Here is a 19,634-nt window from a genome sequence, read left to right as displayed (position 1 = left end):
TCACCCGCCCGGGGCCAGCGGATCAGAGGCACGCGGGCTCGTCCTGGCGGCTCAGGCGTACGCGGGCTCGTCCTGGCGGATCTCGCTCGGGCCCTCGGGCGTGGCCTCGACCAGCAGGTGCGCGGGGAGCTGCTCCTTCATCGCGGCGACGTGGCTGATGAGGCCGACGGTGCGGCCGCCCGCGCGCAGCTCGTCGAGCGTGCGCATCGCGAGGTCGAGAGTGTCTTCGTCGAGTGAGCCGAAGCCCTCGTCGATGAACAGGGTGTCGAGGCGGACACCGCCGGCGCGGGCGGTGACGACCTCGGCGAGCCCGAGCGCGAGCGCGAGGGATGCCAGGAACGTCTCGCCGCCCGACAGCGACTGGGCGGGGCGCGCGTGCCCCGTGTGGGCGTCCATGATCTGCAGACCGAGGCCGGACGCGGCGCCGCGCGCGGCGAGCGCATCGGTGTGCTGCAGGCTGTAGCGACCGGCCGACATGTCGGACAGGCGCACGTTCGCCGCCGCGACGATCTCTTCGAGCTCGGCGGCGAGGACGAAGGACTCGAGCGTCATGCGGTGGGTGTTGGGGGCACGGCCCGACACCGTGTTCGCCAGGCGCGCGATGATCTCGGCGTCCTCGGCCAGCGCACCGACCTTCTCGTGTGCACGCTCGGCCCGCGCGCTCAGGTCGGCGACGGCCGCCGCGACCTGGGCGGCCTGGGCTGCGGCGTCGACGGCTCGACTCCACGCATCGCGGGCCCGGGCCAGCGCCTCGTGGGTCGCCTCGAGCTCGATCGGGCCGTCGGGCTCGCCCGCCAGCTCGAGTTCGAGCTCGCGCAGCCGCTCCCGTTCGCCGCGCAGCGCCGCCTCGTGGTCGCGGATCCCCTTGTCGAGCGCCGCGCGCGTCTGGTCGTCGCGCAGCGCCGCGGTCGCCGCCTGGGCGTCGGTGAAGTCTGTGGCGGCGATGCGGTCGTCGCGATCGCGGCGGGCGGCTTCCGCCGCCGCTGCGGCGGCGGCCCGGGCATCGACCGCCTCGGCGAGGGTGTGCGCAGCCACGCGGCGACGCTCGGCGTCGGCGATCCGCTCGGCGACGGTCGCGAACGACCCCCGGGCCTCGTCGACGGCCCGAGCGTCGCGCTCAGCCCTCGCGACGCTCGCAGCCAGCGATTCGCGAAGGCGCTGGAGGTCCGCCGCCACGGCGTCGTGCTCGGCGCGCGCCGAGCTCTCGAGCTCGGCGAGCTCGGCACGCTCGGCGAGCAGCCGATCGACGGCCTCGGCAGCCGCCTCGGCCCGCTTGAGACCGTCTGCGGCGTCGGCGAGCAGCTCGGCCACCTCGGTCTCCGTCGCATCGCCGGCCCGGGCCCGCGCGGCGGCATGGGCCTCGCGGGCGGTGCGCGCCGTGTCACCGGCGGCGGTCTCGGCCGCGGCCGCGACATCCCGCTCCGCTTCGGCCGTGGCGACCTCGGCGTCGCCGACCGCGTCGTCCGACGGCGTGGCGGGGGCCGGGTGCTCGGCGGCGCCGCACACGGGGCACGGCTCGCCCTCGACGAGGCTCTGGGCCAGCTCGCCGGCGAACCCGTCGAGGCGGCGCCTCAGGAGCGCCGTCACGGCGGACCGCGCGTGGTCGTGCCGCGTGGACGCCTCCAGGTACGCCGCCTCGGTTTCGCGCACCCGGTCCGAGAGTTCGGCGGCGCGGCGTGCCGCATCGCGCCGCGCGATCAGATCGTCGCGCCGCGTCCGAAGACCGTCGCGCGCCGCGGCGGCCATGCGGGCCACCGCGAGCTGCTCGTCGAGCTCTTCGCGCTTGGCCGGCACCCCGGCGATCGCGACGGCGACCGCGCTGAGCGCCTGCTCGCGCTCGGATATCGCGAGGGTCAATCGGTCGATCTCGGCCCGGAGTGCGGTGAGCTCGCGCTCACGCTCGAGCGTGGTCGTCCAGACCGCGATGTCGCCGGTGAGCGCGTCGACGCGGGCGCGCAGGAGCGCGATGTCGTCCGGATCGGCCGCCGGTTCGCCATCGAGCCGCGCGTACTCCGCGAGCGCTGCGTCGGCCCGTTCCACCGCCGCACCCGCGACGGCGTCGGCAGCCTCGGCGCCCTCGACGGAAGCGCGCAGCACCTCGGCGGCGGCTGCCCGGGCGAGCACGACGCGGTCCGCTTCGATCGCCTCGGCGCGGCCCTCGAGCTCGGCGAGCGCCTCGCGCGACCGCAGCCGCCGCAGCTGGCGATCACGCAGATCCTTCGCGCGCTGGTGCGCCTCGTCGGCGCGGCGATGGGCGACGTCGGCGGCATCCCGCTCGCGCACGAGCGTCTCGGCCCGGTACGCCGCTCGCTGGGCTCCGACCCTCGCCGCGGCGAGGCGCCCGGCGGTGTCGTGCACGGGCGACTCGGGATCGGCAACGGTGAGGTCGTCGGCGGCGAGCGTGCGCTCGACTTCGTCGAGCAGCAGCGCGACCCCCTCGCCGGCGGAGGCGAGCGCGCGCTCGGCCTCACGGCGACGGTCGTCGAGCGCGCTCTGGTAGTCCTCGTACGTGCGGGTGCCGAAGAGGCGGCGCAGCAACTTCTGACGCTCGTCGCTGCGGGCGAGCAGGAACTGCGCGAAGCGGTTCTGGGCCAGCAGGATCACCTGCAGGAACTGCTGCTGGTTGAGTCCGAGCACGTCGTCGAGTTCGAGCGCGACCGCGCGGGCCCCGCTGGCGCGGCCGATCCACACGCCGTCGACCCGCTCGTCGAGCTGCGCCTCGGCGGCGACCGTCGTGGTGCCGGCTCCGCGCCGCTTCGCCCGTTCGTACTCGGGCGAGCGGGTCACGCGCCAGCGCCGGCCGCCGGTGGTGAACTCGACCGACACGACCGTCGGGTCATCGGGAGTGCAGTGGTCGCTGCGCAGGCGCTTCTCGGCTCCGTCGTAGCGCGGCACGCCGCCGTACAGCGCGAAGCACGCACCGTCGAGCACGCTGGACTTGCCCGCGCCGGTGCGACCGGCGATCAGGAAGATGCCGTCGTCGGCGAAGGCGTCGAAGTCGACCTCCTGCCGCGACCGGAACGGACCGAAACCCTCGAGGGAGAGCCGATGCAGCCTCATGCCGTCGCCTCCGCCACGACCCGCTCGCCGATCACGTCGCCGATGATCTCGGCCTCGCGCGCCGTCGCCCCTTCGCCGTCGCGCACGTGCACGAGGAAGGAGTCGATGAGTTCGGCGTCCGAACGCGCGGCCCGCACGCGCCTGGCGTAGCTGAGCCCGTCGTCCTCGCGCGCGCCCTCCGGCTGATGCATCACCGTCGCGCAATGGGAGAAGCGTGTCAGCAGGCGGCGCATCGGATCGGGCTGCGGTGTCGGATCGGTGTACTGCGCGCACACCCACTCGTCCTCGGCGGCGGCGTGACGAGGGTCGTTCAGCAGCTCGTCGAGCGTCCCGCGGATCGTCGTGAGCGCGCGCGGCACCGGCAGGTCGAGCCACGCGACGCCCGCGAGCCCCTGCGCGTCGAGATCGACGATCCAGGCGCCGCGCGGCTTGTCGGCCTCGCCGAAGCTGTAGTAGAGCGGGGCGCCCGCGTACCGCACGCGGTCGGACAGCTTCTGCCGACCGTGGATGTGCCCGAGGGCGACGTAGTCGGGACCGTCGAACGCCGACAGCGGAACGACGTCGAGGGTGCCCTGGCGGATCTCGCGCTCGACGCCCGGCGTCGCCTCCACCCCCGCGGCGAAGCAGTGCGACACGACCACCGATCGTCCGCCGCGCTCGGCCATGTCGGCGCGCACCAGGCCCATCGCGTGCTCGATCACCTGGTGCTGCGTGCGCAGCGGCACGTCGGGCCACACGTGGCGCACGAGCGCCGGCTCCAGATACGGCAGGGCGTAGACGTGGACCGGACCGTCGGCGTCGTCGATCGTGATCGGGGTGCCGACGGTGCGGGGGTCGGTGACGATGTGGATCCCCTCGCGCAGCAGCTCGGCCTGGAACCCGAGCCGGGCGGCGGAGTCGTGGTTGCCGCTCGTGACGATCACGCGGGCACCGGCATCAGCCATTCCGCGCAGCGCGCTCGTGAGGACCGGGTAGCAGGCGGCCGAGGGCGCGGCGGAGTCGAACACGTCACCCGCGACGATGACGACGTCCACGTCCTCGTCGCGCACGCGGGCGACGAGCTCGTCGAGCACGCCGCTGAGCGCATCGAGGGTGGAGTGGCCGTGGAACGACCGCCCGATGTGCCAGTCCGAGGTGTGCAGCATCCGCATGCCCTCACGGTAGGCGGACCCTCCGACATCGCGGCCGAGGCAGGCCGCGCATCCGCTCAACCGCGCGGAGCAGACTCCCCCTGGCCGCGCGCCGCGCGCCGATCGCGCGCGACGGCTTCGCCGATCAGCTGTCCGCCGCTGGTCAGCAGCGCGCGCTTCCACGGCACCACACCGTCGATCTCGATCTGGATGGACATCGACAGGATGGTCCGGATCAGCACGATGATCCCGAGGATGAGCGCTTCCTCGATCGACGGCTTGGACGTGATCGTGCGGATCAGGTCGGCGGCGACGAGCACTTCGAGTCCCAGCAGGATGCCCGCCCCGAGGGTCGTGCGCAGCACCTGGAAGGCGGCCTGCCCGCCCTCGCCGCGGCCGAGCGCCCGCAACCCCAGGACGACGGCGACGACGAAGCCGACGACCATCGCGAACGCCCCGATGGCTTCGAACCCGACGGCCACCGCGGTGAAGGCGTCCTCGATGTCCACGGGGTCAGGCTAGCGGGGAGAGGGTTCGGTCGTCAGCATCCGGAACTCGCCCCGACGCAGCAGCCGCAGGATGACCGAGGTCGGGGGCCCGAAGGCGGCGAGGCCGTCCTCGACCGTGCACGGCTCCACCGACACGACGCGGTACTCGCGGCGTCGGTGCAGCACGACGCTCCCGCCGTGCAGGGTGTTTCGGTACCAGTTGACCTCGGGGCCGTAGGTGAGCTCGGCGACGAAGCCGCCGGGAACCGGCGCGAGGATCAGCGGCGCCTCGAACGTGCCGCCGCTGCGCCGTCCGACGTGACGGATGATCGAGAACGGTCCGTGACCCCACCGCGCGAGCCCGCGCGTGACGTGGTTGAGCGTGTGATTGACGAAGGCGAGCCACGCGTGCTTCGCGCGACCCATCGCCATGGTGACCGCCTATGCGCTCCGGCGGTGGTGAAGCAGGTGCTCGTGCGCGGGGTTCGCCGCGAACCAGTCCGCGACGTACCAGCACACCGGGATCACGGTGCGGTCGCCGCGCTCCTCGAGCTCGGCGACGACACGCTCCACCAGCTCGCCGGCGTACCCGTGGCCGCGGAAGGTCGGCACCGTGTAGGCGCGGGTCAGGGCGAGCGAGCGCCCGTCGTCGCGATAGTCCAGGACGCTCACGCGCGCGTCGCCGTGCATCAGCGCATAGCGGGATGCGTCGGGCTCGTGCACCAGCGTGAACTCGGTCATGTCCACAGGCTAACCCCGTCGCGCCGCGCCCCGGGCCGCCGCGCCCACTCGTTGGGAACCCCCTCAGGTTGCGGCACCCCGACGCACCGTGCGCGATACCGGGTCCCATGCCGATCGATTGAGCAATCTGTCACATTCCGTCACGAGCCGGGCGGGCGGATCGAGCGATTTGACTCACAACGACGCAGTCCGTCATAATCGGCCGCATGACGAAACTCGCGCATTCTCTGTCCGCCTGGGAGGCGAACGGGACTGCCGGCATGATGATGGCCGGCCGCGACGTCATGTGTTGTCGAATGTGCCACTAGCACGGTGACCCCCGCTGGACTCGTGCGCAGAGGCTGACAGCCCGAAGCGTCACCTGATCGAGTCCCCCGAAGAACCGGATCCGCGCGTCGACCACGCTCGCCCGCTCCCTTCGAGCCCGCCCCGTGAGACCGGGGCCCGAAAGCAGCACCTCCCGAACCCTTTCCGGGCCAGAGGCCAGGGTTCACACTCCCGCTAGGACCATCATCATGTCGAACACCGCCCTTCTCGAGCGCCCCAACCACCTCCGCGCCGTGACCGCCCCGGCCCCGACGCTGCGCGCTGTGCCGCAGCCGGCCGCCCCCGCCGCCGAGGTCCCCGCCGCTCCCGAGGCGCCGCGCCCCGCCAACGCCCTGCCCCCGGGAACGGCCCCGCGCGGCTTCGCCCTGTACGTGGGCCTCGACGAGGCCAAGGCCGCCGCCGCCGGCGTCTCGCTGGGCGTCCTCGTCGACGCGCTGCGCCGCACGCTCGCCGACCTCGCACCCGAGGCCGAGACCTACGCCACCGTCGCCCTCGCCCCCGTCGGCGCGGGCGGCCGCGACGTCGACGTCGTCCGCCGTGCCCTGCACGAGCCCTCGACGATCGCCCGCGCGAAGCACGAGGAGCCCGAGGACGAGGATCGCGCCCCCGGCGGTGTCATCGTGGACATCTCGCGCAAGCGGGTCCTGATCGACAGCGAGTCCGCCGCGCTGACCTACAAGGAGTTCGAGCTGCTGCAGTACCTGGTGCTGCGCGAGGGTCGCACCATCGAGCGCACCGAGCTGGTCGGATCGCTGTGGCAGGGCGCCACCGACGAAGAGGTCCCCGGCGAGCGCACCATCGACGTGCACGTGCGCCGTCTGCGCGCCAAGCTCGGCCGCTACGAGGACATCGTGCGCACCGTGCGCGGCGTCGGCTACCGCTTCGACCGCCACGCCGACGTCCAGATCCGCTACGGCCACGGCACCCCGTCGCCCGACCGCTTCTGAGTACCCCGGCGTCCGCGCGGGCTCGGCGAACGCACATGCCCTCACCGAGCCCACATGCTTCGCGCGCGCATTGCGTGTGCCCTCGGTGACGCCACGTGCGCTCGATGCGGCGGGGTCGCGGGACGGATGTCGCGGCGCCCACGTAGGGTGAGCGCATGAAGGTCGCGCAACGTACCGGGCAGGCCCGGGATGCGAGGGCGGATGCCGCGCCTGCACGCGACCCGCGCCCCGACCATCCCCTGCCGCTCGAGACCGAGTACCGGCCGCGCCGGCCGCTGGACCTGCGTCGCACCGTGCTGTTCCAGCGACGCGGCCGCAACGACCCCACGATGGCCGTCGCCGGATCGGTGATCTGGCGCGCGAGCCGAACCCCGCAGGGCGTCGCGACGCTCGCGCTGCGCGAGACCCACCCGGGTGTGATCCGCGGCGCGGCCTGGGGCCCCGGAGCCGCGTGGGCGCTCGACCAGATGCCCGCGCTGTGCGGCGCCTGTGACGACCCGGCCGGCTTCGAGGCCGACCGGCACCCGCTCATCGCCGAGGCCCACCGCCGCAACCCGGGACTGCGGCTCGGCCGCACGGACCTGCCGTTCGACGCGCTGGCGGTCGCCGTGTTCGAGCAGAAGATCACCGGCATGCAGGCCTTCGCGGCGTGGCGCCGCATCGTCACGTGGCACGGCGAGCGCGCCCCCGGGCCGACGCCGCATCCGATGTTCGCTCCCCCGGCCGTCGACGGGTGGCGGCGGATCCCGTCATGGACGTGGCACCGCGCCGGACTCGAGCCGCCCCAGTCGAAGACCGTGGTGCGCGCCGCCGGCCGTGCCGCGTCCCTCGTGCGCGCGATGCGGGCCGCCGACGACGGCGAAGGCATCGACCGCGTGCTGATCAGCGTGCCGGGCATCGGTCCGTGGACGTCGGCCGAGACGCGCATCCGTGCCTTCGGCGACCCGGATGCCGTCAGCGTCGGAGACTTCCACCTCGCGCACGAGGTCGGCTACGCACTGACGGGCGAGCGGACCGACGACGACGGGATGCTGACGCTGCTGGCGCCATGGGCCGGTCACCGGCAGCGCGTCATCCGGCTGATCGGCGCGAGCGGCGTGCGCGAGCCGCGCCGTGCACCCCGACTGCACCCGGAAGACCACCGAGGCCGCTGACACGCGGACGCGGGGCTGGACGCCGCCCGCCCGGGGCCGCGAGGATGGGCGCATGATCGAGCAGATTCCCGACCTGCCCGACGGCGTGCTGGGGTTCCGCGCCGTGGGAGCCGTGAGTTCGGACGACTACCGCAGCGTCATGGACCCGGCGATCGACGCCGCCGTCGCCGCGCACCAGAGGCTCAACATCGTGTTCGTCTTCGGCGACGACTTCGAGCGGTACACGCTCGGCGGAATGTGGCAGGACGCCATGCTCGACCACGAGCCCCGGCAGGCGTGGGGCCGCATCGCGCTGGTGACCGACCACTCGCTGATCGCCGAGATCGTCCACGGGCTGGCGTTCCTGTTCCCCGGCGAGGTGAAGTTCTTCCCCACCAGCGGCGAGCGCGACGCGGTCGCGTGGGCCGCGGGCGGCCCCGTCTGGGCCTGAGCCGCAGGCTCCCCGGGGTGGCGCGGGCCTGCCGCCCTCAGCCCTGCCGCACGGCGATCACTCGAACTCTCTGTCGTCGATGGGCGACGGCGCCGGGCCGAGCTCCTCGAGCTCGTGCCACACGTGCGGCGGGATCTCGGTGCCCAGCAGGGCATCGAGCTGCGCGACGCGGCGCGCGTTCGTCGCGCCCACGATCGTCGAATCCACGAACGGTCCGCGAAGCGAGAAGTGCAGAGCGGCCGCCGCGAGCGTCACGCCCGCGTTCTCGCACACCAGCTCGGCCTGCCGCGTCCACGCGAGCAGGTCGGGTCCGGCAGGGCTGTAGTGGTAGCGAGCACCGCCGGTGGCCCCGGCCGCGAGCAGGCCCGATCCGAAGGGTGCCGCGTTGAAGACCAGCATGCCGCGGCGGCGCGCGTTGGCGAACAGCGGCTCGGCCGAGCGGTCGACCAGCGTGAAGCGGTTGTGCACGAGCACGGCGTCGAATTGGTCCGTGTCGACGTACCGGCGCACCATCGGCACAGGCCCTGCGGCGATGCCGATGGCGTCGACAGCACCCGAATCGCGCAGCTCGACCATGGCCTCGATCGCACCCCCCGGCGCCTCGGCCTGGGCGAACGAGATGGTGTACGGATCGTGCAGGTGCAGCAGCCCCACGCGTTCGACTCCGAGCCGGGCGCGGCTCTCCTCGTACGATCGCAGCACCCGTTCGCGATCGAACGCCCCGGTCTCTGGGTCGCGGTCGACCTTCGTGACGATGCGCCGGGCGGAGTCTCCGCCGCGCCGGGCGATCGCGAGTCCGAGGACCTCCTCGCTGCGGCCGTCGGCATAGTTGTTGGAGGTGTCGATGAGCGTGTGGCCACCGTCGAAAAGCGCGATGGCGTCGAGGACGGCGCCCTCCTCCTCCCGGGAGCCGGGCACGATGCCGCGGCCGAGAGCGGATGTTCCCAGCGTGACGGGGCTGACGTCGATGAGCATGGGTCCCCTCCCGGAGTTCGCCTCCACCCTACGGATCCGCGCGCCCGGCCGGAACGGCGCGTACGCTGGGGCCATGGGCGACTCGAACGGCGGATGGACCCGCGGGCACACCGGGTGGGCGTTCGGCACGGCGCTGATGTTCACCCTCGGCATCATCTTCGGACTGATCTGGGGCAACGTATGGCTCGGGCTCATCGTCGCCGCGGCCGTCTCGATCGGCTGGCTCATCGCCTACGAGTCGTCGCGGGGCCGCAACGTCGGCATCTACGACCGGGATGACGACGGCGCCCAGCTCTGACGGGCGACGCTCTACCGCGCGGCCGGAGCGCGTCGTATCGTGACGCTCAGGAGGTGAGGATGATGCAAGCCACCGTCGGCGACCGCGTGATCATCCACGGCCGCACCGTCGGAGCCGCCGAGAGGACCGGCGAGGTCATCGGCATCCGCGACACCACGGATCCGCCGCTGCTCGTCGTCCGCTACGACGACGGCCACGAGGCGATCCTCGCGCCGGGCAGCGACTGCGAGATCAGGCATCCCGGCTCCGACTAGCGGCCCGGCCGTCGGGGCCGCCTCGGGTCACGCGTAGTAGAGCGCGACCGGTCGGCCGTCGATCTCGCGCACGTCCACGGCGGTGCCGTACACGGCCTCGAGGACCGCGGGGCGCATGATCTCGGCCACGGGCGCATCGGCGACGATGCGGCCGTCGCGCATGGCGACGATCCGATCGGCGTACGTGGCGGCGAAGTTGATGTCGTGCAGCACGACGATCACGCGCTTGCCGAGTTCGTCGGCCATGCGCCGCACGAGCTTCATGATGTCGGTCATGTGGACGAGGTCGAGGTTGTTGAGCGGCTCGTCCAGCAGCACGTAGTCGGTGTCCTGCGCCAGCACCATCGCGATGAACGCGCGCTGGCGCTGACCGCCCGAAAGCTCGTCGAGGAAGCGATCGCGCAGCGGCACGAGGTCGAGGTAGTCCAGCGCCCGCTCGATGTGGTCGCGGTCGGAGCTCGTGGGACGACCCTTCGAGTGCGGGAACCGGCCGAACTCCACGAGGTCGTGCACCGTGAGGCGTGCCGCGATGTGGTTGTCCTGGCGCAGCACCGCGAGCGTCCGGGCCAGCTCGCCCGTCGGGACGGCCGTGACGTCGGCGCCATCCACCGTGACGCGGCCGGCGTCCGGCCGGACCAGACGGCCGACCGTCGCGAGCAGCGTGGACTTGCCCGCGCCGTTGGGCCCGATGAGGGCGGTGACGCCCGATGCGCCGAGCCCGAGCGACACGTCGTCGAGCACGGTCTGGCCGCGGTAGCGCTTGGTGACGTTCTCGAGCGCGATCATCGCGCCCCCTTCCGAAGGACGAGGAACAGGAAGAACACTCCGCCGGCGAACTCGATGACCATCGACAGGCTCCCGCCGAACGAGAAGACATTCTCGAGGATCAGCTGGCCGCCGAGCAGGAAGACCATGCCCAGCAGCGCCGCCGTCGGCAGCGTCCACGCGTGGCGGAACGTGCCGGCGTACGCGTAGGCGAGGTTGGCGACGATGAGTCCGAAGAACAGGATCGGACCCACCAGCGCCGTGGAGGCCGCGATCATGACCGACACGATCGCGAACAGCAGCATCACGAGACGGCGATGGTCGATGCCCAGCCCGACCGCCGTGGCCTCGCCGAGGGTCAGGACGTCCAGACGACGCACCAGCGGCGCGATCGCGGCGCAGGAGGCGGCGACGAGCGCTCCCGTCAGCAGCAGCAGTCCCTCGTCGGGGCGGGTGAGCGACGCGAAGGCGGCGTCGGTGAGCACCTGGAAGTCCAACGGGTCGAGCATCCGCTGCATCCACTCCGTGAGGCTGCGGAAGAACGTCCCGAGCACGATGCCGACGAGCAGCATGAGGTGGATCGAGCGCCGCCGGCCGCCGAACAGCCACGTGAACAGCAGGGCACTGAATGCGACCATCACCGCCACCTGCACGGTCCACAGCACCAGCGGCTCGGTGCGCAGGAACACCGTCGCGCCGAACGCGAAGACGATCGCCGTCGAGATCAGCAGGTAGAAGGCGTCGAACCCCATGATCGAGGGCGTCAGGATGCGGTTCTGGGTGATGGTGTGGAAGACCACCGTCGAGGCGCCCACCGCCGTGGCGACCACGAGCATCGCGAGCACCGTGAGACCACGGACATGCAGCGCGAAGGCGAGAGAGCCGGGGACGTCGGTGAACAGGTACGCGGCGACGAGCGCCGCGACGAGGACCGCGAGCACGGCGAGGCGGACGCCGGGGCGCGCCCACGCCGCCGCGAGGCGCGCGCTCGGGCGGCGGATGCGACCGGACCGCCGCGCGGGGGCGGGGACGACGTCAGTGAGCACGGCTGCCCTTCCGCAGGAGGAGCCACAGGAACAGCCCCGCGCCGACGACGCCGACGACCACGGACAGCGGGATCTCGTAGGGGAAGCGCACGGTGCGGGCGATGAGGTCGCACGCCAGCACGAACGCGGCGCCGAGGCCTGCCACCCACGGGATGGAGCGGCGCACGTTGTCGCCGATGATGATGCTGACGACGTTGGGGACGACGAGGCCGAGGAACGGGATCATGCCCGCTGTGACGAGCACCGCCGCGGTGATCACCGCGATGACGACCATGCCGATCGCCACGACGCGGCGGTAGTCGAGCCCGAGGTTCACCGCGAACTCCTCGCCCAGGCCGATCACGCTGAACCTGTCGGCCGCGAACCACGCCACCACGACCATCGCCCCGGCGATCCACACGAACTCGTAGCGGCCGGCCATGACCGTGGCGAAGCTGCCCTGCGCCCACTGGCCGAGGGACTGCAGCAGGTCGAGCCGATAGGCGAAGAACGCGGTGATCGAGCCGACGATGCCGGCCAGCATGATCCCGACGAGCGGAACGAGGACCAGCTGGCGCACCGGCACGGCGCGGATGACGCGCAGGAAGACCCACGTGCCGAACAGTCCGAAGACGGCGGCGACGGCCATCTTGCCGGGCACCGGCATCGCGGGCTGGAAGATCATGACCACCAGCATCCCGAGCGTCGCGAACTCGGTGACGCCGGTCGTGCCCGGCTCGACGAAGCGGTTGCGCACGAGCATCTGCATGATGAGACCCGCGATGCCCAGCGATGCGCCGACGAGGATCACCGCGACCGTGCGCGGGATGCGGCTGCTCACGAGCAGGAACGCCGCCGGGCCGTCGGACCCGCCCGCCAGCAGCGCCGCGGGCGACACGTCCGATACGCCGACGAAAAGGCTGACCACCGCGAGGATCGCCAGGGACGCGCCGATGAGCGCTCCCACCCACGTCCGCCGGGGGCGGGTGGGGGCGGGAGCGCTCGTCGGAGCGACGGCTGCGGCGGTCACGTCACACGCGGATCGGGTCAGCCGGCGATCTGCAGCACGTCGTCGATCATGAGCCGCGTCGTGTCGATGCCGCCGAACACGACGTACCACGCGGTGGCGTCGAGGTAGACGATGTGGTCGTCGGCGAACGCGGTGGTCTGCTCGACGATGTCGTTGTCGAGCACAGCCGCTGCGGCCTCGGCCCCCTCGGTGCCGATCGCCGCGTCGCGGTCGACGACCCACAGGTAGTCGGGGTCGTACTCGACGAGGAACTCGAACGAGATCGGCTCGCCGTGCGTCGCCGAGGCGATGTCGTCGACGACGGGCTCGACGCCGAACAGATCGTAGATGAGGCCTCCGCGGGCGCTGCGGGCGTCGGCGCCGTCGCCGGCGGGTGCGAGCGCGCTGAGGCTGCCGCCCGAGACCATGATGCCGAGGCCCGTGCCGGCCTCGGCTGCGACCGCACGCGCCTCGTCGATGCCGGCCGAGAGCTCGTCGACTGCGACGGCGGCCTCTTCCTCGACACCCAGCACCGCCCCGAGGAAGAGGGTGTTGCGCTCGAGCGTGTCGAGGTACGAGCCGGTGAGGCTGAGGTCGACCGTCGGCGCGATGCGGCTGAGGTCGTCGTACAGCGCGGTCGACCGCCCGCCGATGATGATCAGGTCGGGCTGCTGGGCCTCGATCTCGAGGAGGTCGGCTTCGAAGAGGGTGCCGACGTTGAACGCATCGTCGGCGAGGTAGCCCTGCAGGTAGTCGGGCACGTTCTCGAGGGGCGCCCCGGCCACCTCGCCGCCGAGCGCGCCGATGGTGTCGAGCGCGGCGATGTCGAACACGACGATGGTGTCGGGGTCGAGCGGCGCCTCGACCGTCGTCGTCTCGAACTGCGGATCCTCATCCTCACCGGCGACGTTGCGGTCCCACGTGAAAGAGACGGTCTCGGCGGTCTCTTCGAGCTCGGCGCCTGCCTCGGACGAGGCGCACCCGGCGAGCGCGATGCCGGTGACGAGGGCGAGGGACGCCGCGAGCAGCGGCCGTGCGGTGATCATGCGGGGTGGGCTCCTTCGAGGCCGACGCGGAGGTCGGTGTCGGGGCGCACGGGATTGCGCGCCGCGGCGCGACGCGAGACCATGCTTGTGGAAGTGAGGCGAGCCTTACTTGGCCGCCACGAACGAGGTTAGGCTAACCTAATCATCATGACGATGTCGAACCCGTTGACGACAGACGGCGCTGAGCCGGGCGCCTTCAGCCTCGAGCGCCGCATGCTCGAGCTGCGCTTCCGCAGCGTCCGACTCGCTGCGCGCGAAATGCTGACCCCGAGCTACGTCCGCATCCGCCTCGAAGGCGACGAACTGCACGGCTTCCAGTCGCTCGGCGCCGACGACCACATCCGCGTGTTCTTCCCCGACGGGGAGGTCGACTCCATCGAGCAGCTGCGCGCCGCCCCGAGCCGCGAGTACACGCCGCTGGAGTGGGGCGATGACTGGCTCGACCTCGAATTCGCCATCCACGGCGATGAGGGGGTCGCCGCTCCCTGGGCCGCGACGGCTCCCCTGGGCTCACCGGCGGGCGTCGGCGGCCCACGCGGCTCCAAGGTCCTCACCGGGCGCCCCGCCGCCTGGTTCCTCGCCGGTGACGAGACCGCCGTCCCCGCCATCCGCCGCTGGGCGGGCCTCATGGACGCCGACGCGGTCGGGCGCATCCTGGTGGAGGTCGCAGACCGTCGGCACGAGCTGCCGATCGAGGCGCCCTCGGGCGTCGAGATGGTGCAGGTCCACCGCGGCCTCCGCCCCTCGGGCGCGGCCCTCATCGACCGCATCGACGCGCTCGGTGCCGACGACCGGCCGGACGGATCGGTGCTCGGATTCGTCGCCGCCGAGAGCGCGATCGTCAAGCCCGCCCGCGCACTCCTGCTCGACCGGTGGGGTCTGAGCCTCGAGCAGATCTCGGTCCGCGGCTACTGGAAGCGCGGAGAGACCGAGTACCACGCGCCCCACTGAGATCAGGCGCCGGTCACTCCAGCACCAGGGTGTTCCAGCGTCCCGGCTCGGCGAGTTCGCCGTAGGCCATCGACACGTCCCCGTCCGCGACGGATGCCGCGCACACCAGCAGTGACAGCGTCGGGAAGCCGTGCGCCCGGTTGTCGCGGATGATCGCCCGATCGTCGTCGGGGCCCAGTTCGCGGCTGCGCTCGTCCAGCAGGCGCATCCACGGCCGCCACCATGCGTCCGGGCCGTTCGCGGGCGCGTCAGGATCGGGCTCGGCGGCGCGGAAGGCATCGAGCCACGCGGTGATGCGCGCCGTGGTCGGGTCGTCGAGGTCGTCGTGCGCGATCATGTGCGTGCCCGGCGCGATCGTCACCTCGCGTCGCTCGAGCCCGTCCCACGTGATGACGCGGCTGCCGTTCGGATCGACCTCGACGAGGTTGAACCCCCGCGTGGCCGGGACGGCGGCAGGCTCGAGGCCGGCGACGGCGTCGAGCACGACGCCCCCGCGCGAGACGACATCGTCGTCCGCGCGATCCGACAGATCGATGCGGTTCAGCAGCACCGCCAGCCGGGCGGGCTCGGGGTCGGCGGCGAGCCAGGCCCCGCCGGCGCGGACGTCGCGGATGCCGACGACGCCCGGGTGACGCTCGGGCCACCACGGTCCCGGCGCGTTCCACGGCCGGGCAGGATCCTCGTCGCGCACCGCGAGCATCCGGGTCGGCCGGCCCTCCCCCGGCACGTGGACGATGACGGTGCACATGTCGGGCTCCTGTCGGTGTTCGGATCGGTCGTGGGAAGATCGTGGGGTGTTCGTGGTCGTGGGAGTCAGTGGCGGGATCGCCGCGTACAAGACCGTCCATCTGGTGAGACTGCTCGTGCAGGCCGGTCACGACGTCCACGTCGTCCCGACCGACGATGCGGTGCGGTTCGTCGGCCTCCCCACGTGGGAGTCGATCAGCCGGAACCCCGTGACGACGTCGGTCCACGACGACGTCCCCACCGTCCGCCACGTCGCCCTGGGGCAGGCGGCCGAGCTGGTCATCGTGGCGCCGGCCACGGCGAACACCCTCGCCAAGATGGCCGTGGGTCTCGCCGACGACCTTCTGGGCACCACCCTACTGGCCACCACGGCGCCGGTCGTCGTGGCGCCGGCCATGCACACCGAGATGTGGCGCCACCCGTCGACCCAGGCCAACATCGCCACGCTCCGCGCCCGCGGCGTCGAGATCGTCGGACCCGAGGACGGTCCGCTGACCGGCGGCGATGTCGGCCCCGGCCGCATGACCGAGCCCGACGCCCTGTTCGAGCGCGCACTCGCCCTCGTCTCGGCGCCCCGCGACCTCGCGGGGCTGCGCGTGGTCGTCAGCGCCGGCGGAACGCGCGAGCCGATCGACCCGGTGCGCTACCTCGGCAACCGCTCGAGCGGCCGCCAGGGCGTCGCGGTGGCGCTCGCCGCAGCCGACCGCGGAGCGGCGGTCACGCTCGTGGCCGCGCACCTCGACGGCGACGTCGGCGGCCCCGCCGCGAGGCATCCGCTCATCGACGTCGTGCCCGCCGGAACCGCGGCGGAGCTCGGTGCAGCCGTGCGCGACGCCGCCGACGCCGCCGACGTTGTCGTCATGGCCGCCGCCGTCGCGGACTACCGCGTCGCGGCGACGTCGGACCGCAAGCTCGCGAAAGAGGATGCCGACGGGCCGGGGTTCACCCTCGAGCTCGTGCAGAACGACGACATCCTCGCGGGTCTGGTCGAATCCCGACGAGCCGGGCAGACCATCGTCGGCTTCGCCGCCGAGACGCCCGCGGAGGGCGAAGACCTCGTCGCGCGCGGCATCCGCAAGCGCCGCCGCAAAGGGGTCGACCTGCTCGCCGTCAACGAGGTCGGCTGGACGACCGGCTTCGAGACGGCCGACAACACCCTCGTGCTCATCGACTCTTCCGACGAGGTCGTCGCCCGCGCGGAGGGCTCCAAGCGCGAGGTCGCGGACGCCCTGTGGGACGCGGTGATCGCGGCCCGCTGATCTCGTTCGGGCCCCGAAGCCCGCATCCGCGGGGCGGGATCCGCTAGAGTCCGGCTGTGATCCGCCGAACCGTGAAGCGCTCGCTCGCCCGCCTGGGATACGACGTGCGGCCGATCGCCGATGCGCGTCCGTCGAAGCCGGCGTGGTCGCGACCGAGCGACGTGACGATGATCGACGAGGACGTTCTGCTCCTGCTCACGCCGCCGAACTCGGGCTCGACCGCGATCGCGAAGCTCGTGGGCACGATCCCCGGCGTCGTCGGGCTCGGCGGCAGCAGCGAAGGCCAGTGGCTGGTTCCCCCGCTTCGCGAGGCGGACCGGTGGTGGCCCGAGAAGTACGTCGACTACGCCGCGGTGGCGAGCACGTGGGCGCGCCGCATCGACGAGATCCGCGCCGAGCGGCCGGTGGAGTTCGTCCTGGAGAAGAGCCCGCCCAACATGGTCCGCTACCGCGACCTGCTCGGCATCCTCCCGAATGCGCGCGTCGTGGTGAACAACCGCGACCCCTACGCCAACGTCGCCTCCCAGATCAAGCGCTACCACGAGGCCCACTACCCGGGGGCGCCGCGGCTGGATGTGATCGCGCACCTGGCCGACCAATGGCGGTTCCGCAGCCGCATCCTGCGCCGCGCGCACCTCGAGGACGGCTTCCCGGTCGTGGGGTACGAGCGGTTCTGCGAGTCGCCGCGCGACATCCTGACGGCCTTCGGCCTCGAGGCCGGCGACGACTTCGCCGAGGACGCCGAGATCCGCGTGAAGGACTACGAGCCGCAGGCGATCCGGAACATGAACGCCGAGCAGACCGCGCGGCTGTCACCGGAAGAGCTCGACACCGTCTCACGACGACTCGAGGCCGAACCCGACCTGCTGGAGTTCTTCGGCTACGCGCTCGCCGATCCGGCTCGAGGCTGACCGGGCTCAGCCGAGCATCGCGGGCCGCGTCCACTCCTGGCCGCGGACGTGCTGGTCCAGGAACGCGAACACCGTCTCGTACCAGACCTTCGCGTGCTGGGGCCTCAGGATCCAGTGGTTCTCGTCGGGGTAGTACAGGAACCGGTGGGGCATCGTGCCGTCGCCTGCCGCATGGTGCTCCGCGAGGTCGCTCCACAGCCGCAGCGCCTCGCCGATCGGCACGCGGTAGTCCTTGTCGCCGTGGATGACGAGCAGCGGCGTGCGGATGCTCGCCACGTGCCGGTGCGGCGAGTTCTCGACCATCGCCTCGGGGGTGAAGATGCGCTGCCAGTACACGGAGTGATCCGTCGTCCCCTGGAACTGGTCGAGCGCCCACAGGCTCGCGTGGGTCACGATGGCCCGGAACCGGTCGGTGTGACCGGCGACCCAGTTCGCCATGTAGCCGCCGAACGATCCGCCCATCGCGGCCGTCCTGGTCTCGTCGATGTCGTCGCGAGCCTCGACGGCATCGGTGATCGCCATGAGGTCGGTGAACGGCTCGGCGCCCCACGCGTTCCAGCCGCGTGCGATGTGGTCGAGGCCATAGCCGGTCGAGAGCCCCGGGTCGGGAAGCAGCACGGCCCAGCCGCGTGCGACGGCGAGGGCCGGGTTCCAGCGCCAGCTCCACGCGTTCCAGCTCGCGATCGGGCCGCCATGGATCCACAGCAGCAGCGGCACGGGGTGCTCTGCCGACGCGCCGTCGGGCAGCATCAGCCAGCCGCGGATGCGGGCGCCGTCGGCAGCCGTCGCCTCGACGTCCGCGATGGCGCCGGGGATCGTCGGCAGCGGCGCGGGACTCGCCAGCGGCGTGACGGCCCCGTCGGGGGCGATGCGCACGGGATGCGGCGGCGCGATGTACGACGAGCGCAGCGCGACGTACCCGTCACCGGCGCGGTCCACAGCGACGTGGGTGTAGGTGAAGTCGTCGTGGGTGAGCTGCTCGACGTCGCCGCCGTCCAGCGGGAGGCGGAAGATCGGGCCGCGGCCGTCCTGGTCGGCGGTCACGATGAGGGCCGAGTCGTCGGCGGCGAACGCGGCCGAGGTCGCCCACCGATCCCAGTCCGTCGCGATGCGCCGTGCGCCGGCGCCGTCCAGCGCCGACACCCACACCTCGGCGTCTGCGGGTCCCGCCGGAGTGCTCCGCGCCGCACGGCCGAAGGCCAGTACGGTGCCGTCGTGGCTGATGACCGGCGAGCCGATGTCGAAGCCGGGCTCGTCGATGAGAATCGTCGACGCGCCGGAGACGGTGTCGATCGCGACGAGGATGCTGCGGCCGCCGCGCTCCTCGGGACGCGTGATCGCTGCGACGAGGGTGCGCCCGTCCGGAGTGACGGCCGCCTCGGCGTTGTCGACGGAGCGGCCGGGCTTCGGCGTGAGGTCGGTCGGGCGCGGCAGCGTGGCCGGGTAAGGCTTCGGCTCGCCGGCGTCGCCCTCGCCATCGGCATCCGTCGCCTTCTCATCCGTTGCCGGAATCACGTCTTCGAAGCCGTCGAGGTCCAGGCCCAGCAGATGGGGCTCGGCGGGGCCGAGGTCGTGGTCCCAGAACCGGATGGGATACGCCTCGTGCAGCATCGCCGCGACCTTGGCGTCCGCGCGCTTCTCGCGCAGCGCCGCGTCGGCCCCGAGCGAGTCGGCGGAAGGGAGCAGTGACGCGGTCACGACGACGCGGCCGCTCTGCTCCGCGACGGCGGCGATGCCGTCGACGCCGCCGGCCAGTCGCGTGACGGGCCGGGCCTCGCCGCCGGCGACCGGCAGCTGCCACAGCTGGGCCGACTCGTCCTTCTCGCTTCCCTCGGCATCCGCTCGCGATGACACGAACAGCACGTCTCCGTCGGGCGTGAACGCGGCGCCGGTTTCTCCCTTCGCCGAGCGCGTCAGCCGCTGCGGCGTTCCCGAGCCGTCGGCGGGCACCGCCCACAGGGCGCGCTCGTAGCCGGTGCCGTCCTTCTTGAGGGTGGCGATCGTCAGGACGGCTCGGGAGCCGTCGGGCGAGAGTGCGAGCGCCTCGACGCGGGGAAGGGCGAAGCAGTCGTCGAGCGAGGCGAACGGGGTGTGGGACATGGCCTCCACGCTAACCC

20 protein-coding genes are annotated in these 19,634 nt (G+C 72.6%); 8 read left to right on the top strand and 12 right to left on the bottom strand.

The features are described 5' to 3' along the window. Positions 1-51 precede the first annotated feature (51 nt). The 5 genes from P0L94_17405 to P0L94_17385 are packed head-to-tail and all read right to left on the bottom strand — an operon-like array spanning position 52 to position 5,419. Entirely contained in the window at positions 52-3,060 is a 3,009-nt protein-coding gene (locus P0L94_17405) for an SMC family ATPase (GenBank protein WES64228.1), read from the bottom strand. Beyond that, on the bottom strand, positions 3,057-4,211 hold the full coding sequence (locus tag P0L94_17400) for an exonuclease SbcCD subunit D (GenBank protein ID WES64227.1): 1,155 nt from the start codon (positions 4,209-4,211) through the stop codon (positions 3,057-3,059). The genes P0L94_17405 and P0L94_17400 overlap by 4 nt, the downstream gene beginning before the upstream one ends. Positions 4,212-4,267: 56 nt before the next feature. Next, positions 4,268-4,699 (bottom strand): DUF1622 domain-containing protein, encoded by a 432-nt coding sequence (locus tag P0L94_17395; GenBank protein ID WES64226.1) that lies wholly within the window; start codon positions 4,697-4,699, stop codon positions 4,268-4,270. 9 nt (positions 4,700-4,708) lie between these two features. Further along, positions 4,709-5,110 (bottom strand): hypothetical protein, encoded by a 402-nt coding sequence (locus P0L94_17390; GenBank protein WES64225.1) that lies wholly within the window; start codon positions 5,108-5,110, stop codon positions 4,709-4,711. A gap of 9 nt (positions 5,111-5,119) precedes the next feature. Continuing rightward, a complete protein-coding gene (locus P0L94_17385; GenBank protein ID WES64224.1) occupies positions 5,120-5,419 on the bottom strand; it encodes a GNAT family N-acetyltransferase in 300 nt (99 codons plus the stop codon). A 515-nt stretch (positions 5,420-5,934) separates the two neighbouring features. On the opposite strand from P0L94_17385, the gene P0L94_17380 reads away from it, so the two are divergent. From P0L94_17380 to P0L94_17370, 3 genes are all read left to right on the top strand, one after another. Further along, positions 5,935-6,693 (top strand): winged helix-turn-helix domain-containing protein, encoded by a 759-nt coding sequence (locus P0L94_17380; protein WES64223.1) that lies wholly within the window; start codon positions 5,935-5,937, stop codon positions 6,691-6,693. A gap of 155 nt (positions 6,694-6,848) precedes the next feature. Further along, positions 6,849-7,847: a hypothetical protein gene (locus P0L94_17375; protein WES64222.1), complete on the top strand. Its 999-nt coding sequence runs from the start codon at positions 6,849-6,851 to the stop codon at positions 7,845-7,847. Positions 7,848-7,899: 52 nt separating this feature from the next. After that, positions 7,900-8,277 (top strand): STAS/SEC14 domain-containing protein, encoded by a 378-nt coding sequence (locus tag P0L94_17370; GenBank protein ID WES64221.1) that lies wholly within the window; start codon positions 7,900-7,902, stop codon positions 8,275-8,277. Positions 8,278-8,334: 57 nt separating this feature from the next. Here the strand turns inward: P0L94_17370 and P0L94_17365 are convergent, their stop codons facing one another. Then, complete coding sequence (locus P0L94_17365; GenBank protein WES64220.1) at positions 8,335-9,252, bottom strand: aldo/keto reductase; 918 nt, start codon at positions 9,250-9,252, stop codon at positions 8,335-8,337. Between the two features lie 73 nt (positions 9,253-9,325). Here P0L94_17365 and P0L94_17360 point away from each other — a divergent pair, with 73 nt between their 5' ends. Continuing rightward, entirely contained in the window at positions 9,326-9,550 is a 225-nt protein-coding gene (locus tag P0L94_17360; protein ID WES64219.1) for a hypothetical protein, read from the top strand. Between the two features lie 59 nt (positions 9,551-9,609). Beyond that, entirely contained in the window at positions 9,610-9,804 is a 195-nt protein-coding gene (locus P0L94_17355; GenBank protein ID WES64218.1) for a DUF1918 domain-containing protein, read from the top strand. Between the two features lie 27 nt (positions 9,805-9,831). On the opposite strand, the gene P0L94_17350 is transcribed toward P0L94_17355, so the two are convergent. From P0L94_17350 to P0L94_17335, 4 genes are read right to left on the bottom strand one after another with little or no spacing between them, the layout of a single operon-like run. Next, entirely contained in the window at positions 9,832-10,590 is a 759-nt protein-coding gene (locus tag P0L94_17350; GenBank protein ID WES64217.1) for an ATP-binding cassette domain-containing protein, read from the bottom strand. Beyond that, positions 10,587-11,615: an iron chelate uptake ABC transporter family permease subunit gene (locus P0L94_17345; protein ID WES64216.1), complete on the bottom strand. Its 1,029-nt coding sequence runs from the start codon at positions 11,613-11,615 to the stop codon at positions 10,587-10,589. The genes P0L94_17350 and P0L94_17345 overlap by 4 nt, the downstream gene beginning before the upstream one ends. Next, complete coding sequence (locus P0L94_17340) at positions 11,605-12,624, bottom strand: iron chelate uptake ABC transporter family permease subunit (protein ID WES64215.1); 1,020 nt, start codon at positions 12,622-12,624, stop codon at positions 11,605-11,607. Before P0L94_17340 ends, P0L94_17345 begins: the two co-directional genes overlap by 11 nt. Before the next feature lie 17 nt (positions 12,625-12,641). Continuing rightward, positions 12,642-13,649: an ABC transporter substrate-binding protein gene (locus P0L94_17335; protein ID WES64214.1), complete on the bottom strand. Its 1,008-nt coding sequence runs from the start codon at positions 13,647-13,649 to the stop codon at positions 12,642-12,644. 147 nt (positions 13,650-13,796) lie between these two features. Here P0L94_17335 and P0L94_17330 point away from each other — a divergent pair, with 147 nt between their 5' ends. Then, on the top strand, positions 13,797-14,600 hold the full coding sequence (locus tag P0L94_17330) for a siderophore-interacting protein (protein WES64213.1): 804 nt from the start codon (positions 13,797-13,799) through the stop codon (positions 14,598-14,600). 13 nt (positions 14,601-14,613) lie between these two features. Here P0L94_17330 and P0L94_17325 read toward each other — a convergent pair whose 3' ends face one another. Further along, positions 14,614-15,348, bottom strand: coding sequence for an NRDE family protein (locus P0L94_17325; protein WES64212.1), 735 nt, complete (start codon positions 15,346-15,348; stop codon positions 14,614-14,616). Positions 15,349-15,394: 46 nt separating this feature from the next. Between P0L94_17325 and coaBC the strand changes: the two genes are divergently transcribed. Beyond that, a complete protein-coding gene (gene coaBC, locus P0L94_17320; protein WES64211.1) occupies positions 15,395-16,606 on the top strand; it encodes a bifunctional phosphopantothenoylcysteine decarboxylase/phosphopantothenate--cysteine ligase CoaBC in 1,212 nt (403 codons plus the stop codon). A 56-nt stretch (positions 16,607-16,662) separates the two neighbouring features. Then, the gene (locus P0L94_17315; protein WES64210.1) at positions 16,663-17,517 is read left to right on the top strand and encodes a sulfotransferase; all 855 of its coding nucleotides are present in this window, start codon (positions 16,663-16,665) and stop codon (positions 17,515-17,517) included. A gap of 6 nt (positions 17,518-17,523) precedes the next feature. On the opposite strand, the gene P0L94_17310 is transcribed toward P0L94_17315, so the two are convergent. After that, positions 17,524-19,617 carry a S9 family peptidase gene (locus tag P0L94_17310; GenBank protein ID WES64209.1) on the bottom strand — a complete coding sequence of 698 codons (2,094 nt, stop codon included), beginning with the start codon at positions 19,615-19,617 and terminating at the stop codon, positions 17,524-17,526. Positions 19,618-19,634: the final 17 nt, after the last annotated feature.

The sequence above is a fragment of the Microbacter sp. GSS18 genome, assembly GCA_029319145.1.
Classification (GTDB): domain Bacteria; phylum Actinomycetota; class Actinomycetes; order Actinomycetales; family Microbacteriaceae; genus Microbacterium.
The sequence above is the reverse complement of the archived record's forward strand: the minus strand, read 5'-3'. Positions and strand labels throughout refer to the sequence as shown.

What these genes read in the sequence shown, in the direction of transcription:
- P0L94_17400 (WES64227.1), bottom strand. Translation starts at nt 4,211, where the DNA reads ATGCGGATGCTGCACACCTCGGACTGGCACATCGGGCGGTCGTTCCAC.
- P0L94_17375 (WES64222.1), top strand. Translation starts at nt 6,849, where the DNA reads ATGAAGGTCGCGCAACGTACCGGGCAGGCCCGGGATGCGAGGGCGGAT.
- P0L94_17355 (WES64218.1), top strand. Translation starts at nt 9,610, where the DNA reads ATGATGCAAGCCACCGTCGGCGACCGCGTGATCATCCACGGCCGCACC.
- P0L94_17370 (WES64221.1), top strand. Translation starts at nt 7,900, where the DNA reads ATGATCGAGCAGATTCCCGACCTGCCCGACGGCGTGCTGGGGTTCCGC.
- P0L94_17390 (WES64225.1), bottom strand. Translation starts at nt 5,110, where the DNA reads ATGGCGATGGGTCGCGCGAAGCACGCGTGGCTCGCCTTCGTCAATCAC.
- P0L94_17310 (WES64209.1), bottom strand. Translation starts at nt 19,617, where the DNA reads ATGTCCCACACCCCGTTCGCCTCGCTCGACGACTGCTTCGCCCTTCCC.
- P0L94_17350 (WES64217.1), bottom strand. Translation starts at nt 10,590, where the DNA reads ATGATCGCGCTCGAGAACGTCACCAAGCGCTACCGCGGCCAGACCGTG.
- P0L94_17330 (WES64213.1), top strand. Translation starts at nt 13,797, where the DNA reads ATGACGATGTCGAACCCGTTGACGACAGACGGCGCTGAGCCGGGCGCC.
- P0L94_17380 (WES64223.1), top strand. Translation starts at nt 5,935, where the DNA reads ATGTCGAACACCGCCCTTCTCGAGCGCCCCAACCACCTCCGCGCCGTG.
- P0L94_17360 (WES64219.1), top strand. Translation starts at nt 9,326, where the DNA reads ATGGGCGACTCGAACGGCGGATGGACCCGCGGGCACACCGGGTGGGCG.
- P0L94_17365 (WES64220.1), bottom strand. Translation starts at nt 9,252, where the DNA reads ATGCTCATCGACGTCAGCCCCGTCACGCTGGGAACATCCGCTCTCGGC.
- P0L94_17325 (WES64212.1), bottom strand. Translation starts at nt 15,348, where the DNA reads ATGTGCACCGTCATCGTCCACGTGCCGGGGGAGGGCCGGCCGACCCGG.
- P0L94_17335 (WES64214.1), bottom strand. Translation starts at nt 13,649, where the DNA reads ATGATCACCGCACGGCCGCTGCTCGCGGCGTCCCTCGCCCTCGTCACC.
- P0L94_17385 (WES64224.1), bottom strand. Translation starts at nt 5,419, where the DNA reads ATGACCGAGTTCACGCTGGTGCACGAGCCCGACGCATCCCGCTATGCG.
- P0L94_17405 (WES64228.1), bottom strand. Translation starts at nt 3,060, where the DNA reads ATGAGGCTGCATCGGCTCTCCCTCGAGGGTTTCGGTCCGTTCCGGTCG.